Annotated in this window: 14 protein-coding genes; 9 read left to right on the forward strand and 5 right to left on the reverse strand. The window is 43.5% G+C overall.

Going from position 1 to position 16,492, the window contains the following annotated elements:
• The first annotated feature begins 283 nt into the window (after positions 1-283).
• The 3 genes from AC805_RS07025 to AC805_RS07035 all read left to right on the forward strand — a co-directional run bounded on the left by AC805_RS07025 (position 284) and on the right by AC805_RS07035 (position 3,197).
• Entirely contained in the window at positions 284-676 is a 393-nt protein-coding gene (locus AC805_RS07025; protein WP_009628607.1) for an AbrB family transcriptional regulator, read from the forward strand.
• 303 nt (positions 677-979) lie between these two features.
• Positions 980-1,774: a TatD family hydrolase gene (locus tag AC805_RS07030; protein WP_055074755.1), complete on the forward strand. Its 795-nt coding sequence runs from the start codon at positions 980-982 to the stop codon at positions 1,772-1,774.
• Between the two features lie 268 nt (positions 1,775-2,042).
• Positions 2,043-3,197: a cysteine desulfurase family protein gene (locus AC805_RS07035; RefSeq protein ID WP_055074756.1), complete on the forward strand. Its 1,155-nt coding sequence runs from the start codon at positions 2,043-2,045 to the stop codon at positions 3,195-3,197.
• Positions 3,198-3,516: 319 nt separating this feature from the next.
• Here the strand turns inward: AC805_RS07035 and AC805_RS07040 are convergent, their stop codons facing one another.
• Complete coding sequence (locus tag AC805_RS07040; RefSeq protein WP_055074757.1) at positions 3,517-3,894, reverse strand: universal stress protein; 378 nt, start codon at positions 3,892-3,894, stop codon at positions 3,517-3,519.
• A gap of 311 nt (positions 3,895-4,205) precedes the next feature.
• Between AC805_RS07040 and pnp the strand changes: the two genes are divergently transcribed.
• The 4 genes from pnp (at position 4,206) to AC805_RS07055 (ending at position 9,209) form a co-directional block, all read left to right on the forward strand.
• Positions 4,206-6,350, forward strand: coding sequence for a polyribonucleotide nucleotidyltransferase (gene pnp / locus AC805_RS07045; protein WP_055074758.1), 2,145 nt, complete (start codon positions 4,206-4,208; stop codon positions 6,348-6,350).
• 261 nt (positions 6,351-6,611) lie between these two features.
• On the forward strand, positions 6,612-7,682 hold the full coding sequence (locus tag AC805_RS07050; protein WP_197278661.1) for a hypothetical protein: 1,071 nt from the start codon (positions 6,612-6,614) through the stop codon (positions 7,680-7,682).
• A gap of 48 nt (positions 7,683-7,730) precedes the next feature.
• A complete protein-coding gene (locus tag AC805_RS25470) occupies positions 7,731-7,895 on the forward strand; it encodes a hypothetical protein (RefSeq protein ID WP_156341334.1) in 165 nt (54 codons plus the stop codon).
• Between the two features lie 132 nt (positions 7,896-8,027).
• On the forward strand, positions 8,028-9,209 hold the full coding sequence (locus tag AC805_RS07055) for a DNA double-strand break repair nuclease NurA (protein ID WP_055074760.1): 1,182 nt from the start codon (positions 8,028-8,030) through the stop codon (positions 9,207-9,209).
• A 43-nt stretch (positions 9,210-9,252) separates the two neighbouring features.
• Here the strand turns inward: AC805_RS07055 and hisB are convergent, their stop codons facing one another.
• Complete coding sequence (gene hisB, locus AC805_RS07060; protein WP_055074761.1) at positions 9,253-9,855, reverse strand: imidazoleglycerol-phosphate dehydratase HisB; 603 nt, start codon at positions 9,853-9,855, stop codon at positions 9,253-9,255.
• Positions 9,856-10,040: 185 nt separating this feature from the next.
• Between hisB and AC805_RS07065 the strand changes: the two genes are divergently transcribed.
• Both AC805_RS07065 and AC805_RS07070 read left to right on the forward strand, forming a co-directional pair.
• Positions 10,041-12,932, forward strand: a complete 2,892-nt coding sequence (locus AC805_RS07065; RefSeq protein WP_055074762.1) for a cation-translocating P-type ATPase — start codon at positions 10,041-10,043, stop codon at positions 12,930-12,932.
• Between the two features lie 30 nt (positions 12,933-12,962).
• A complete protein-coding gene (locus AC805_RS07070) occupies positions 12,963-14,516 on the forward strand; it encodes a YcjF family protein (RefSeq protein WP_055074763.1) in 1,554 nt (517 codons plus the stop codon).
• Between the two features lie 146 nt (positions 14,517-14,662).
• On the opposite strand, the gene AC805_RS07075 is transcribed toward AC805_RS07070, so the two are convergent.
• The 3 genes from AC805_RS07075 to AC805_RS07085 all read right to left on the reverse strand — a co-directional run bounded on the left by AC805_RS07075 (position 14,663) and on the right by AC805_RS07085 (position 16,279).
• A complete protein-coding gene (locus tag AC805_RS07075) occupies positions 14,663-15,448 on the reverse strand; it encodes a DUF1828 domain-containing protein (protein WP_055074764.1) in 786 nt (261 codons plus the stop codon).
• Positions 15,435-15,932 carry a DUF6978 family protein gene (locus tag AC805_RS07080; protein ID WP_055074765.1) on the reverse strand — a complete coding sequence of 166 codons (498 nt, stop codon included), beginning with the start codon at positions 15,930-15,932 and terminating at the stop codon, positions 15,435-15,437. Before AC805_RS07080 ends, AC805_RS07075 begins: the two co-directional genes overlap by 14 nt.
• A 110-nt stretch (positions 15,933-16,042) precedes the next feature.
• Positions 16,043-16,279, reverse strand: a complete 237-nt coding sequence (locus tag AC805_RS07085) for a hypothetical protein (RefSeq protein WP_055074766.1) — start codon at positions 16,277-16,279, stop codon at positions 16,043-16,045.
• Between the last annotated feature and the right edge of the window lie 213 nt (positions 16,280-16,492).

Below are 16,492 nucleotides of genomic sequence, written 5' to 3' on the forward strand. Positions count from 1 at the left end.
GTAACAATTATCCCCAAGAAAAAGACATTATCGAGATACCACTTTTTCGTGTTTCCATAAATTATCTGAATTGTTTTGTATTATTTAATGTACATTTTTAAAATTTACTAGTATGTTTTAAAATATTTTTTAAATCTTATTGAAAACTATGTTCAATATGTTTAAAAATGTACGACAATAAGAAAGCAATTCCATGTAGGTTAAAATCTCAAGACTTGCAAATTTCTCCTATTCCCTAGAGAGAAATTTTAAATTTTGAAATCCTGAAATTTCTGATAATCCTATGATAGATACTGTAACTTCTCCTTTAACAGGAAAGGCGCTTCTTCAAAAAGCAAAAGAGCTAAACAACCTGCCCAAGCGTGAGCAAGCTAAAAAATGCGGGTATTTCACTCGCGGTAAAGATGGGGTGGATCGTGTTAATTTGACAGAATTTTATGAGGCAGTACTTGCTGCTAGGGGATTTGCGATTAATCCTGAACAGAATAAAGATGGTCGTGGTCGCGAACCTACGTTTCGGGTTAGCGTCCATAAAAATGGTCAAATTGTGATCGGTTCTACCTATACAAGATCGATGGGTTTAAACGAAGGTGATGAGTTTGAAATTAAGCTTGGCTACAAGCATATTCATCTAATCCAGTTGCACAACGATCAATCCGAAGATAACGAGGAATAACTAGATATCCTCAAATATAAGCCTCTGTTTGATGTTCTTAAATTTATACGGTCTGAAATATCACTTTAAACTTTGATTTACTTTTGATGTCTGACAATAAATTTGAGATCGCAAGAATATCAGATGGCTGAAGTGATTATTGGGAGCGAGAAAATTAATATTACTTAGGGGATGTTTTTAATTTTCTCGCTGCTTTATCGATTACTTTTATGACATACATGTAATACTTTATGTATTACATGTATGGATTACAAATTTTAATGTTTTGGGTTTTCTAGGGTTTTATTTCTAGGTTTTTATTCTATGCAGCTAGTAGATACTCATGTGCATATCAACTTCAAAGACTTTCAGTCCGATCTTGAGGCAGTACGCGATCGCTGGCAGCGCAATGGAATAACCCGACTCGTACATTCCTGCGTGAGTCCTAATGAGTTTTTACAAATTCAGGCGATCGCCGATCGATTTCCTGAGGTGAGTTTTGCCGTGGGTTTACATCCCCTTGATAAAAGTTTAAATGAGTTGGGGTGGGAGCCTGAGATTGGGGATCGCATTAAGTCCTTAGCTATTAGCGATCCCAGAGTAGTAGCCATTGGCGAAACTGGATTAGATTTTTTTAAGTCCGATCGGCAAACCGCTCAGGTTGAAGCTTTTAAATCCCAGCTTCGTACTGCGCGATCGCTATCCCTGCCAGTGATTATTCACTCTCGCGAAGCCTCCGTGGTTACCCGTGAAGTTTTGCAAGAAATCAATGCGGAAGCTCCCCATGAGCCGATCCGTGGCGTAATGCATTGCTGGGCGGGGAATCCTGAAGAAACGCAGTGGTTTGTGGATTTAGGGATGTATATCAGCTTTAGCGGCGTGGTCAGTTTTAAAAATGCGGTTGATTTGCACGAGTCGGCAAAGATCGTACCGAGCGATCGCCTATTGGTGGAAACGGATTGCCCATTTCTCGCACCTGTGCCTAAACGGGGTAAGCGTAACGAACCTGCCTATGTGTTACATGTAGCCGAAAGCTTGGCAAAAATTCGCACTATGGAACTAGAGGCTTTGGCTGAGCAAACGACAAATAATGCCTTTAAACTATTTGCCCTTTCTTAATAATTTAAAAGTATAGCTACAGTCACTTGACTTAGGGCAAACCAAACCCTAAGAATTGACTGGCGGCGCTTCGCGCCGCCAGTCAATTCTTAGGGTTTATGTCCTATTACAATTGGCGACAGCTATAGCTAAAAAATCCAGATCAAAAAACATTGACGTACGCTGCGCGTACGTCAATGTTTTTTGGGCTTTATATTTAATTGCGCTTAGCTACTTAGAACAACGACTCTATGAAACTGACTATCGCCATAACAGTTAAAATTGTTTTATGCAAATATACCTAGATCATGGTGCTACAACCCCTGCCCGTCCCGAAGTCATCGACCTAATGGCATCGGTAATGCGATCGCAATGGGGCAATCCCTCCAGCCTGCATTGGTGGGGGGAACGTTCGACGATGGCGATCGAGCGGGCTCGTTTGCAGGTGGCAAGCTTGATTAATGCCGATCCCGAAGGCATCATCTTCACATCTGGCGGTACTGAGTCGGATAACATGGCGATCGTGGGTATCGCGCGGCAGTACTGTACCCCACAGCACATGATCATCTCGTCGGTCGAGCATTCAGCCGTAAGTCTACCAGCTCACTACCTAGAACGACATGGCTGGGAAATTACCCGATTATCTGTCAACCGCCAAGGTCAAGTAGATCCTGCGGAGCTTGCCCGATCGCTCCGTCCTAATACCGTCCTCGTCTCAATTATTACTGCCCAAAATGAAGTAGGCACGATCCAACCAATTGAGAAATTAGGGCAAATCTGTCGTCATGCCAATGTACTATTCCATACCGATGCCGTCCAAGCGATCGGGAAGATACCGATCAACGTCCAAGTTTTACCCATCGATCTGCTCTCACTTTCAGCGCATAAATTTTATGGAACGCAGGGGATTGGAGCGCTTTATATCAATCCGCTCATTGCACCTCTCATTACAAATGAGCGATCGCTGATTCCCCTCATCCAAGGCGGCGGACAAGAACGAGGTTACCGTTCAGGAACACAGGCTGTTGCCGCGATCGCAGGACTGGGTTTAGCTGCCGAACTTGCCGAGGGGGAACTAATTGCCGAGTCTCGGCGTTTGGCAAACCTACGCGATCGCCTTTATAATCTATTAGCAGATATTCCCGAACTAATCCCTACGGGTATGCGGGGAAATGATAGGCTACCCCATCACCTTAGCTTTTGTCATCAACATATCGATGGTCGCCGCCTTGTCCGCGAAATGAATTTTGCGGGTATAGCGATCAGTTCTGGCTCTGCATGTAGTAGCGGTAAGAGCGAACCGAGTCCGATCCTATTGGAAATGGGATATTCACCCATAGAATCTCGAAATAGTATCCGATTGACCCTTGGGAAATCTAACAATGAAGCTGATATTGACTGGACAGCGATGGCAATACATCAAATACTCCATCGCCTAGCCTAATACCAAACCACAAAATGGCGTAGCCATTTTGTGGTTTTAAAAACCTTACTGAGTTTGGGTTATACCAATTTCCAAAAGTGTAGCCACACTTTTGGAAATTGGTATAACCCAAACTGACGTTTTGTCAGGACATCAAACGCAATAGAGAGTTGGGGCGCGAAGCGCCCCAACTCTCTATTGCGTTTGGACTATAGCTATAATACCAATTCACGAAAGTGTGACAACACTTTTGTGAATTAAACACCAAACACAGTAAGGTTTTGAGATTCCCAAAATGGCGTTGCCATTTTGGGAATTGGTATAACAGGAAATTCTTGTTCTAAGGAACGACTAATACGGGACAGGGTGAGAGATTAATCACTTTTTGGCTCACGCTATCATCGGGATGTTCCTCCGCTAGGCTAACCCCTCGCGAGCCCATGATAATTAGATCGGCATTAATTTCATCCGCAAAATCACATATTACAAAGGCTGCTTTACCTTCAGCAATTTTAGTCTTTACAGGAATGTCCACCGCCGAAAAATAGGATTGAACCTCTTGAATCAGCTCCTGTGATGATTGGCGATCGCCATCAGGTTCCATCACTGATAGCACATATAGCTCCGCCTGATACTTTTGAATTAGCTCGATCGCTATATCTACAGCTTGGCGGGTTTCTTGACTTCTGTTTAAAGGAAATAAAACAGTCTTAAACATAATTCCTACCTAGCACTGTAATTCGGATATGGGGTATCAAATCCAAGCAAAATTCTGAGCTTAAAATTCTGAGCTTAAAATTCTGAGCTTAGATTCTTGAACTCATTGTAATAATCAAAATAGCTTGACAGGATTTAAATTTCTTAATTTTTAACATGCGATCGCCAATAATGAAGATTTAGAGGTGTTTCCGCAGCGTATATTTCCTTTTTTGCCCCGCTCGCATCCAATAAACAGCAGACCTTACTACATCAATGCTAACATTGCCAGATATATAACGAGAAAAAAGTCAAAACGGAAGTAGATTATAGATGGATGCCGTAACAAAAATTATCCCTTTTTATGGCAGGGAAATTAAATTAAGAATTGGCACATTTGCACCTCAAGCTGGAGGCTCAGTATTAGTCCAGTGCGGGGATACTGCAATATTAGTGACAGCGACCAGAGGTCCTGCTCGCGATGGAGTTGATTTTGTGCCTCTGCTTGTTGATTATGAAGAGCGCCTGTACGCAGCAGGACGTATTCCTGGTGGTTTCTTGCGTCGTGAAGGTAGACCTCCTGAAAAGGCAACGCTGATTTGCCGCCTGATCGATCGCCCTATGCGTCCTTTATTTCCTAATTGGTTGCGTGATGATGTGCAAATTGTCGCCACCACGATGGCGATCGACGAAAAAGTACCTCCCGATGTTTTAGCCGTTACTGGTGCATCGATCGCCGCTATGGTTGCGGGGCTCCCCTTCATGGGACCCATGGCAGGAGTGCGCGTTGGTTTGGTTGGTGATGAATTCATTATCAATCCTACCTATGCTGAAGTTGAAGCTGGCGATCTCGATCTTGTCGTCGCGGGTACTGCCGAAGGCATCATCATGGTAGAAGCGGGCTCTAATCAACTGCCTGAAGCAGACATGATCGAAGCGATCGACTTTGGCTATGAAGCGGTGCAAGAACTGATCAAATTTCAGCTTGAGTTAATTCAAGAATTAGGAATCGCGCCCCCAGACCTCACTGAGCCCGTTACCGATCCTACCTTGGAAAACTTTATTGCCGATACTGTCAAAGATAAAGTCGCTCAAGTTGTCGCTAGCTGCGAAAAAGATCGTAATGTCCGCGATGCTGCCCTCGATGCGATTAAAGCCGATCTGTTAGAAGCGATCGCTGCTTTACCCGATGAAGATCCCGTTAAATTGGTTGCCGACAAGAAGGTAATTAGCGCCACCTACAAGGAACTCACCAAGAAGCTGATGCGCCTGCAAGTCATCGAGCAGAATGTCCGCATCGATGGGCGCAAGCTCGATGAAGTACGTCCCATCTGGACAGAGGTGAGTGTAATTCCTCGCGTTCATGGTAGTGGCTTATTTAATCGTGGCTTAACTCAGGTGCTCTCAATCGCTACTCTGGGTACGCCTGGAGATGCTCAAGAGCTAGACGATCTGCATCCTGACGCGAAGAAGCGGTACATGCATCACTACAACTTCCCACCCTATTCCGTTGGTGAAGCCAAACCAATGCGATCGCCTGGTCGTCGCGAAATTGGACATGGAGCCTTAGCCGAACGCGCTTTGTTACCTGTTTTACCTCCTAAGGATAAATTCCCATATATCCTACGGGTAGTCTCTGAGGTATTGTCCTCCAATGGTTCTACTTCAATGGGTTCCGTTTGCGGTTCTACCTTAGCCCTCATGGATGCAGGCGTACCGATTTCTAAGCCCGTAAGTGGTGTAGCAATGGGGCTAATTAAGGAAGGAGATGAAGTTCGCATCCTCACCGATATCCAAGGTATTGAAGATTTCCTTGGCGATATGGACTTCAAGGTGGCAGGTACGGACTCAGGCATTACCGCACTGCAAATGGACATGAAGATCACCAGCATCTCCATGGAAACCGTACGTTCAGCCATCATGCAAGCCAAAACTGGTCGCGCTCACATCATGGGCAAGATGTTGGAATTGCTATCTGAGCCAAGACCTCAACTCTCTCCTTATGCACCAAGGTTATTGACAATTCGGATCGATCCCGAACAAATTGGCATGATCATTGGACCTGGCGGTAAAAACATCAAGGGAATTACGGAGGAAACTGGAGCCAAGATTGATATTGAAGATGATGGCACGGTAATGATTTCTTCGATGAATGGAGATGGCGCGCTCAAAGCCAAACGCATCATCGAAAACATGACTCGACGAGTCGGTTCGGGCGATGTATATCTCGGTAAAGTGACGCGCATCATTCCCATTGGCGCATTTGTGGAGTTCCTTCCAGGAAAGGAAGGAATGGTACATATTTCGCAACTTGCCGAAGGTCGTGTGGGCAAGGTCGAAGATGAAGTTGCTGTTGGCGATGAGGTCTTGATTAAAATCCGCGAAGTTGATAATCGCGGACGCTTTAACCTAACCCGTCTTGGCATTCATCCCGATGAAGCCGCCGCTGCACGCGCCGCCGCTGCCGTCAAAGAATAACGATTACTAAAATAGTGGATGCGCCTCGCGCATCCACTATTTTTTATTGTTAGTAGGTAGAAATACCAAAGAAAAGTTAACATTATTGTCTAGTAAAACTACGGCAATAAGCTGCTAGCAACTGAAAAAATTTATCTTCCGATCTTCGGTTTACTTGTACTTACCTACTTAGTAATTTTGTGTAAAGAAAATATTTTTAGATTATTTGTAGACTTCAATCACGGGAGTATCTAATAGTTTTACATGGGCGAATTTAATAAAATGAGTTGTACTGGAAAAATCAAAAATCTCGTAACAACGCGAAATAATCCATGCGGTTTTATCTTACCTGATGTCAACATAGACAGACTGATTAATCACGAAATAGGCTTTTGGGCAAATGATGTTACTGATGGTTTGTTTTCTGATTTGGCTGTAGGGGATATAGTTCAGTTTCATCCAGCGCATTGGACTAAACGAAATGGAGATATTCAGTTAATAGCAAGGAAAATCAAATCTAGAATGTCAGGAGTTATTAAATTTATTAATGTAGACCCAATCAAGCAAACTTTTTGGGGCACGATCCAACCAGATAAGAACTGGCTAAACCAAACAGATCCTATTATCTTTTTTCGCAATTCTTTCAAGGAACAAACATTACATAAATTTATAGATTTCTGTGGTCAATCATTCAATCAGAATTTATTACCTAAATTCATAGATGGCATTAGAGTTGATTTTGCAATACAGTACTGGAGTAATGCTAAAAATCAGAACTTCACAAAAGTAGCCAAAAATATAAAATTGATTGATGCCAAATCAGCTCAATTCCCATCTACTCTATCTTCTACAAAGTTAGTAAAAGATAAAATCATCAACTTACTAGATAGAATTGAGATTGTTTCAAATCCATTGGAATTTGAAGATTTAGTATTCACTTTATTACGTCTTATTGGCATCAATAAAATCTATAAATACAATAGAAATACCTCTTCAGGAACAGCGGATGGAGTATTCAAATCAGGAAATCTTTCCGTGATTTATGACTGTACATTAAGAAATCCATATAGACCTCATAAAGACCAACAGATCTTTAATTATAAAAAGCAGTTAAGATCGGCATCTTCTATTACAATTCATGAGACAAGATCAAGCGGTAAAGATTTCACAAAAACCTTTATTAATCCAGAAAAACGGGAAGTTTGGATTATCACTAGAGGTGAAACAAGAATTATTGAAGAACCCGATAAAACTGATAATATTTGTGTAAGAGAAGTCTCTATTGAAAGTTTGATTGATGTATTCAGTCGAAAACTTGATGCACAAATATTTGGTAAATTGGATATAAATTAATACACAATGAATCCATCACGTTAGTTCACAGTTACTTCTTTAAATGTAATGATTGCAGCAAAAATACGGCGATCAAAAATATTTGTCCGTCCTGTGGCGATCGCCAAAAGATCCGAAAGAGTGGTTTACAGTTTTTTACTGAATGTGGGAAATGCAGCACATCGCAGCTATTTCACACCAATGCTCTGGCAGAAAATACATGATAATAAGTAAGTAAGTGGGTTTAATTAAATAGAAAATCCTAAAACCTGCGGCGCGTGCGCCGCAGGTTTTAGATCTGGATTTTAATTATGCTGAAGTACTTAGGATGGCTCATGAATGTCTTAAAAATTTAAAAAAGAGATTATGCTTGACGTACAGAAATTAATGGGACAGATGCAGGGAATGTCCGAGCAATTGCAGAAGGAAGCTAAGCAATTGACGGTCAAACTCGATCGCGCTGAGACTATCTTTCATCAAGCAGCCGCCAACCAAGCTCATCTCTGTCAAAACAGCCAACAGTCCCGCGATCGCCTTGCCTTTAATTGTGCGGAACCCGTTGAGCCTCTAGAGGCAATTCAAGCGATCGCCCCCATTTCCGCCCCCCATATCGTAATCGCTACGGATGGTTCGCAAATTGCCCCTAGTCGTCACGAAATCGCCTATTGCTATCTGATTAATATCGGTAGAGTTGCCATTTACTATAACTCTGGGATCTATCCATTACTGGACAACTTACCCGAAGTCTTTTATCGCCCTGAGGATCTATATAAAGCGCGGCAATGGGGAATCCAAACCGAGGAATGGATGACCCTCAAGCGCACCGTGGCGGAAACTGTCGCTTTAGCGAACTTAGCCATCGAAACGCGATCGCCATCTTTGCCAATCCTTGCCTTCACCGATGGCGCATTAATCCATTGGGAACTAGATGAAGTCCCCCTTGAAGGAAGAGCGCAACTTTTGCCCGATATTCTTGAGGCTTGGGATCTCCTCAAGGCTGAGAAGATTCCCCTAGCAGGATATATTAGTGTCCCTCGCGCTGCTGAAGCTACTAACTTTTTACGATTAGAACTCTGTCCTTTTGAGCGCCCCGATTGCCATATCCACTGTTCCGAACAGATCCTTGATGCTGCGCCATGCAGTCAGCTCCAACCTTTGCGCGATGGAACATTATGGAATCGCTTACTCAAGGTCGGTGAATGCAGTCCTTTATGGAAAAGTCATGCCAGAATTTTGCAGGAATATGGCGAACATCAAATTTATTTCTGTTACCTCCATGTGGGCACGGAGATTGCCAGAATCGAAATGCCCGCTTGGACAGCGCTAGATCAAGAACTGCGATCACAAGCTTTACAAATTATTCTCTCTCAAGTACAAAAAGGCTATGGCTACCCTGTGGCGTTAGCAGAAGCGCACAATCAAGCGGTAGTGACAGGTAGCGATCGTCGTCGTTTTTTTGCAATTTTAGAACAGCAAATGGTGAAATCTGGTTTGCGCAATGTGACCACTTCCTATAAGGAATCGCGAAAACGCAACAGCATCGCCTAATCATAATGATCGTTGCGGCACAAAGTGCCGCAACGATCAAATCCTATAAAACGCCCTTAGAACTAGGAATCACACTAGCTCGACGGGGATCTACCTCGATCGCCATTTTGATCGCGCGTGCAAAGGCTTTAAAACCTGCTTCGATGATGTGGTGGGAGTTACCGCTTTCTAAAAGCCTGATATGTAGAGTCATTTGGGCGTGATTGACTACGGCTTGAAAAAACTCTTTGACTAGCTCAGTGTCGTAAGTCCCCACTCGCTGATTGGGAATCACTAAGCCATAGACCAGATAGGGACGACCAGAAAAATCAAGGGCAACCTGCACCAAAGCCTCATCGAGAGGAGCCACAAAATGACCAAAACGGTTAATTCCTTTGCGATCGCCTAACGCTTGCCCTAGAGCTTGCCCCAATACAATGCCCACATCTTCATTCGTATGGTGATCGTCGATATGTAAATCACCAGTGGCTTGGATATCAAGATCGATTAAGCCGTGGGAACAAATTTGATGCAGCATGTGATCGAGAAAGGGAATACCAGTATTGATATTGCCCTTGCCCGTGCCATCCAGATTAAGCGCCACGGTGACATCGGTTTCGCCAGTTTTGCGGTGGACTTGGGCAATGCGAGGGGTATCGTAGGACATAGCGCAGAAGAGTTAATAAAAGTTGTGAATAAAAGTGAATAAAGGCTGTGAATAAAATTTGTAAGGTGCTAGCTTTACTATGCTTGTAAGGCGTAACAATCTCTCAATACATCTTAGCTTAGAGATAGGATAGACTCTGATAGGCTTAAACAGAGACTTCAGAAGCAAGAGCGTTGACAACCCCGATGGCAACAAATATACCAACTAAGCAAGTTTGGCACGCGCTGACAATCGATGAAACGATCGCCGCGTTGGATACTAATCCCGAAATGGGGCTGGAGTCTTGGCAGATTAGCGATCGCCAAAATATCTATGGACGCAATGAGCTAAAAGGTAAAACAGGAAGAGCCCGACTCAGCATTTTTATCGATCAGTTTACCAACATCATGTTACTGATGTTGATGGGCGTGGCTGTCGTTTCGGCATTTTTAGATCTGCGAGAAGGGAATTTCCCAAAAGATGCGATCGCGATCGCCGCGATCGTCATTCTCAATGGAATTTTGGGCTATGTACAGGAAAGTCGTGCTGAGGAAGCCCTAGCCGCATTAAAACTAATGGCAGCTCCCAACGTGCGCGTATTGCGGGAGGGTAAAATTGCCGAACTTCCATCAGCAGAATTAGTCATCGGCGATATCGTATTTGTGGATGCGGGAATGCAGATTGCGGCGGATGGGCGCTTATTGCAGGCTGTAAGCCTCAAGATTAGAGAAGGAGCGCTCACGGGGGAATCGCAGGGCGTAGAAAAGTTTGCCGATCGCTTGTTTAATGCCGATGAATCCCTAGGCGATCGGCGCAATATGGTATTTCAGGGTACGGAAGTCTTGCAGGGGCGAGGCATCATGATCGTCGTGGCAACGGGGATGGAGACGCAATTGGGAAAGATTGCCAATCTGTTGCAGGATGTGGAAGTCGAAGAAACTCCATTACAAAAGCGGATGGGAGAGCTTTCGCAGGTTCTAGTAATTGCTTCTTTGGTACTGGTGGTTCTCGTAATTGGCGTTGGACTGTGGCGGCATGGTGATTTAGTTAAATTATTGAACACATCCTTGAGTATGGCGGTGGCAGCCGTGCCTGAAGGTCTGCCTGCGGTGATTACGGTAACTTTAGCCTTGGGAACGCAAAGAATGGTCAAGCGCCACGCGCTCATTCGTAAACTCCCTGCGGTGGAAACCCTCGGTTCGGTAACCGTGATTTGTTCTGACAAAACGGGTACGCTCACCCAAAACAAAATGGTGGCAGAAAGCGCATTCACGGCGAACTATGTCGCTCAGGTTGGGGGCACTGGTTATGAACCGATCGGAGAATTTGCAATTTCTCGACTGGCGGGGGATATGCTAGCTAGTGATTTGAGTATCTATCAATGCCCAGAATTACAAATTTTATTAACGGCGGGAGTGATTTGTAACGATTCCTATTTACAGAAAGATAATGCTAACCATCAAGGCGCGAACGGCTTAATTCCCTCGCCTACAGGGCTAGACAGATCGCAATGGCAAATTATCGGCGACCCGACCGAAGGCGCTTTGTTAACCTTGGCAGGCAAAGCCAATTTTCGGCACGATCAACTGATGAGCTATTTTGCTAGGGTTGCGGAGATTCCCTTTAGTTCTGAGCGCAAACTCATGAGTGCGATCGCGGCAATCAAAGGTATGGATGCGGAAGATACCCCCGAATCAATCCGTACGATCGCTGCCTTACTGCCCCAAACAGCTTACATTCTCTTTTGCAAAGGCTCGCCCGAGTTAGTTCTAGAGCGCTGCGATCGCATACATAATGAGAAGCAGAGCAATCCCATCTCGATTGCGCAGATCAACTCCATTAACACGCAAAACAATCTGCTTGCCTCTAAGGGAATGCGCGTTTTAGGATTCGCCTATCTTCCTTTAGAGAATTTACCAACCGAAACCGAACTCCCCAATATCGAAAATAATCTCGTTTGGTTAGGCTTAGTTGGCATTCGTGATGCCCTCCGTGGGGAAGCCGCCAGAGCTGTGCAGATCAGTCAACATGCGGGAATTCACACGATTATGATTACGGGCGACCATCAACTGACGGCTCAGGCGATCGCCCGCGATCTGAATATTTTCTATCCCGATAGCAATAGGGTGCTCACGGGTCGCGAAATTGAACATATGGATGATGAAGAACTAACGGCGATCGCGCGGCAAACTACCGTATATGCGAGAGTTTCACCCGAGCATAAACTCCGAATCGTGCAAGCTTTACAGCGATCGGGGGAGGTAGTCGCGATGACTGGTGATGGCGTAAACGATGCCCCAGCCCTGAAGCAAGCAAATATTGGCATAGCCATGGGAATTACGGGAACCGATGTTTCCAAAGAAGCCAGTGACATGATTTTGTTAGATGATAACTATGCCACAATCGTAGCGGCAACTGAGGAAGGACGCACGGTTTACGCCAATATTCGCCGCTTTATTAAATATATTCTCGGCAGTAATGTCGGCGAGGTCATTGCGATCGCTTCGACTCCATTTCTTGGCTTTGGAGCCGTGCCCCTCACGCCCCTACAGATTCTCTGGATGAATCTAGTGACCGATGGGGTACCAGCCCTCGCCCTTGCGGTGGAACCAGCGGAAGACGATGTAATGGAACGACCTCCATTTAATCCTCAAGAAAACATCTTTGCGCGGGGTTTGGGTTGGTATATCCTCCGTATTGGTGTTATCTTCGGATTGCAAACGATCGCCTTAATGGAAATTGCCTACAACTCTGGTAATCCCGCATGGCATGAGCATTGGCAAACTATCACCTTCACAACCCTTTGCATTGCCCAAATGGGGCACGCCCTCGCCTGTCGTTCCGATTCCAAGTTGTTGATCGAGTTAAATCCCATCTCTAACCCCTACCTCTTAGTTTCCGTGATTTTTACCACGATTTTACAACTTGCTCTGCTCTACGTACCGAGCTTAAGGCAATTTTTCGGAACGAGTGCCCTGAATGCTTCGGAACTTGGTTTGTGTTTTGGATTTAGTCTGTTATTAGTGCTATGGGTCGAGCTAGAGAAAATCGGCTTCAGGTGGTGGAGCAAGCGTCGTTTGTCAGCATCTGCCAAATAGGACTATGAAAAAGAGCTATGAAAAAGGGCTATGAAAAATAGATTCTCTTGGTGGCGATCGCTAATTACCATCGGCTGCATAGCCTTAATAATTTCTTTTGTCGTTCCATTACTCGATCGCTTGATCCAAATCTATCAAGCAATTGCCGCCACCACTTCGCCGATCCTCGGCGGGTTTGTCGTCCTATTGGTAATCGGACTATTGGCAGGATTGGGCTTTTTGGTCTGGCGCTATTTACGCTTATTTCAGGCTGAACCCTCTAAACCGCGTCCCCTTCCCGAAGTCCCGACGGACAAGATCGAAGCAGCTCAAGATAGTCTGGAAGCACTAGAGCGTCAGGTGGAACGGATTCAAGATGAGGTCAGGCGGCGATCGCTATCCGAACAGACCGAACAGCTCAAAAACAACTTTATCCGTCAAGAGTTGCGGGTAGTCGTGTTTGGGGTCGGCTCCGCAGGCAAAACTTCCCTAGTCAATGGATTGCTCGATCTTGCCGATCGCGATCTCGATCGTCGCCGCGAAGACCGCCGAGGTGAGACTGGCGCGACTATGGGGACGACCCAGTTGGGAAAATTCTATGCGCCTGTGCGATTTGCAAATTTAGATGTCCCCGTCCAAATTACCGATTGTCCAGGAATTTTAGAGGCGAGTGCCCTAGGGAGCGATCGCGAAAGGGAGGCTCGGCAAATCGCCACCGAAGCAGATCTCATTCTCTTTGTCGTCGATGATGATTTACGCCGATCGGAGTATGAAGTTCTCAAAGCCCTTACGGAAATCGGCAAGCGCACCATTCTCGCCTTCAATAAAATCGATCGCCTCACCCCCAGCGATCGCGATATTATCCACACTAGTTTGCGATCGCGGGTTTTGGATTTTATTCCCCCAGAAGATATTGTCGCGATCGCGGCAAATCCTACCGCCATTACCCTCGATTCGGGGGCAGTTGTCACGCCCAAACCCAAAATTCAACCCCTGTTGTCGCGCCTTCTCGATATTCTCAGTTATGAAGGGGATGAGTTAGTTGCCGATAATGTCCTATTGCGATCGCAGAGGCTCACCGAGGAAACCCGCGAAGCCCTCGCCCAACAGCAACAGCAGGAAGCCGAAAAGGTGGTCGAGAAGTTCCAATGGTTAGTGGTAGGCGTAGTTTTCGCTACGCCCTTACCCGTCGTCGATCTACTCGCCACGGCTGCGATCAATGCCCAAATGGTGGTGGAAATTGGGAGGGTCTATGGTTGTGAGATCAATATGGATCGCGGTAAAGAATTAGCTAACTCGCTGACACGCACTCTCGTTAGTTTGGGAATTGTAAAAGGGGTAGTGCAAATTATTACCACCTTAATTTCCGTAACCGTCGTGGGACTAGTTCTCAAAGCCACGGTTCAATCAGTAACAGCAGCCTATCTCACGCGCATTGCGGGCAAGAGTTTCATTGAGTATTTCAGTCGCGATCGCGATTGGGGTGATGGGGGAATTGCCGAAGTGGTACAACGACAATTCCAATTAAATCGCCGCGATGAATTTCTCAAAGCCTTTGTTCGAGAAGCTGTGAGTCGGGTCATGGTTCTCATGAAGCAGTCCTAAGCAATCTTGCTTTGCTGTATTTCTGATTTAGATACAGAAAATGATCTTTTTGAGAGTTCTGAGAATTTATTTAATTCATTATGATAATCGTCTGATGCTTTGACTTAGTCATTTATATAAAATTCCTCCTTAGATATTTAGGCTTGTTAAGCGGTAGTTAATTCTTTTAGATAATCAATAACTCTTGTTCTGTTTTCATTATCATCAATATTTGAATATGTTTTATTGCAGACATCTGAAAATTTTGAGATTGTCTTTGAACTAACCTTTTCCATATTTTTAAAAATGCCAATAGGGAAAAAAGGTACTTTCCATTTTTCCAATTGATTGATAGCAATAATTGATTTTAAAGCTTTATCTTCATTTTGAACGGCGAAAATCATTAGAGGCTTTTCCATGCTATTGACTCTACAATCAACTGTGTATTTTGCATCTTTATCTAATCTTGGATTGTTCCAGTTAAATTCACATCTTTTAACGTCAATGGCTTCAATTATTAGATCCTTAAAGTCCTCTAAAAAAGTAGCTGCTACAGTATCTCTATTAAGATAAGTTAAATCAGATATTTTCAATAATGCTTGAGTAAAACAATAAAAAGCAGATCCATAGTCTTCTTCTTGAATCTCAAGTGTTAATTCCCCAAAACGGTATTTAATTGAAAACTCTTCCAGAATACCAGACAATATCTTTTGCCTTGTTCCATGCATTAAGGTATCTGGCTTAACGCCTAAAATACTAAGATGCATGAATGTATCGCCTTCATCTGTAAATATCCATCGTTTTCCTTCTTTCTTTATTGCAATAGAAAAATGATCTCCATCACTAAACATAAAAGGAGTGGAGATTCTAAAACAATCATTCCCTTGAGGTTTAATTCGTATCTCCTCAGTTATTTTGCCTACAAATTGCTTTTGCAAATCAATTGCTTCCATAACTGTCTCCAAATAGACTTATTTGTGGATCAACGGCTACTATAAAATTACAATCCTCTATTAGGCATTTTAATGCATTTTCATAATTGTTAAACCTATCTGTCATTTGAGCATAAGCATCCTCCCGTTTTAACCCAAACTCTTGATATCTTTGTGTTGCAGTGTGAATATGAAAGCCTTCAAAACTTTCTTTTTCAATTTTATTTGTATGCTCATTAAAACTATCATATCTTTTTAGATGGAATAGCTTTCCCGTATCAGGCTCTTTATATGCAAGTGTCAAACAAAAGTTATTATTTTTTATAGGGTTTTGACGAAGTTTCAAAATAAATATATTATTGTTTTTACCTACAACTTGCACAGTTTGAATGATTTCAACATTATTTCTTACAGGTTGGTTTTTCATTCGCCAATCATACGGCAAAGGCTTTGGCTCCTTTATTAATTCTTCAATTTCTTTATCTGTAAGAATAGTTTCAGACACAAATAATATCTAAAAGATGTGATTTCAATAAACATATAACACAGACATTTTTAACAAAACCAATATTTTGCAAAATATTAACAATTGTGAATAATCCACAAGAGGTTAGATCAATGTTTTTTGTTTTTTGCGTATTCCTTGCGCTGAGTATTACGCTCTTCTCTATTTTCATCTTCATATCGCTTTTTAGCCTGTTTAGCAGCTTCACTAGAATTAGTCTTAGCGATCGCCTCAGCCGTCAATTTTGTCTTGTTGTAGCAGGACTTGCACATGCCTTTGGAGTAAGCTAAGCGATCAGGATGAGCACAAGCACTAGCTAATTGCTTTTCTTTATGTGGGCGTGCCATATATACCTAGATTAAACTAATTTAACTATATACGATAGTGGTTTAAATAGTGATCGCTAAATCTTTAACTTAAAAACCTTACCGCAAACACGAAAAAAATCCAAACAATTAGACTTAGGGTGGCAAGTTTGTTAACATCTAATTAAAAACCAGAGTCAAAACCTGTAGTGCAAGGACAGCATAACACTTCAGGTTTCAGGGTTTTGTATTTAA

It is taken from the genome of Pseudanabaena sp. 'Roaring Creek', assembly GCF_001402795.1.
Lineage (GTDB): Bacteria > Cyanobacteriota > Cyanobacteriia > Pseudanabaenales > Pseudanabaenaceae > Pseudanabaena.

Bases quoted from the DNA above. Each gene is read 5' to 3' on its own strand.
- AC805_RS07025 (WP_009628607.1), top strand. From the start codon at position 284: ATGATAGATACTGTAACTTCTCCTTTAACAGGAAAGGCGCTTCTTCAA.
- AC805_RS07075 (WP_055074764.1), bottom strand. From the start codon at position 15,448: ATGGAAGCAATTGATTTGCAAAAGCAATTTGTAGGCAAAATAACTGAG.
- AC805_RS25470 (WP_156341334.1), top strand. From the start codon at position 7,731: ATGATTGCAGCAAAAATACGGCGATCAAAAATATTTGTCCGTCCTGTG.
- pnp (WP_055074758.1), top strand. From the start codon at position 4,206: ATGGATGCCGTAACAAAAATTATCCCTTTTTATGGCAGGGAAATTAAA.
- AC805_RS07035 (WP_055074756.1), top strand. From the start codon at position 2,043: ATGCAAATATACCTAGATCATGGTGCTACAACCCCTGCCCGTCCCGAA.
- AC805_RS07050 (WP_197278661.1), top strand. From the start codon at position 6,612: ATGAGTTGTACTGGAAAAATCAAAAATCTCGTAACAACGCGAAATAAT.
- AC805_RS07070 (WP_055074763.1), top strand. From the start codon at position 12,963: ATGAAAAATAGATTCTCTTGGTGGCGATCGCTAATTACCATCGGCTGC.
- AC805_RS07065 (WP_055074762.1), top strand. From the start codon at position 10,041: ATGGCAACAAATATACCAACTAAGCAAGTTTGGCACGCGCTGACAATC.
- hisB (WP_055074761.1), bottom strand. From the start codon at position 9,855: ATGTCCTACGATACCCCTCGCATTGCCCAAGTCCACCGCAAAACTGGC.
- AC805_RS07085 (WP_055074766.1), bottom strand. From the start codon at position 16,279: ATGGCACGCCCACATAAAGAAAAGCAATTAGCTAGTGCTTGTGCTCAT.
- AC805_RS07030 (WP_055074755.1), top strand. From the start codon at position 980: ATGCAGCTAGTAGATACTCATGTGCATATCAACTTCAAAGACTTTCAG.
- AC805_RS07055 (WP_055074760.1), top strand. From the start codon at position 8,028: ATGCTTGACGTACAGAAATTAATGGGACAGATGCAGGGAATGTCCGAG.
- AC805_RS07040 (WP_055074757.1), bottom strand. From the start codon at position 3,894: ATGTTTAAGACTGTTTTATTTCCTTTAAACAGAAGTCAAGAAACCCGC.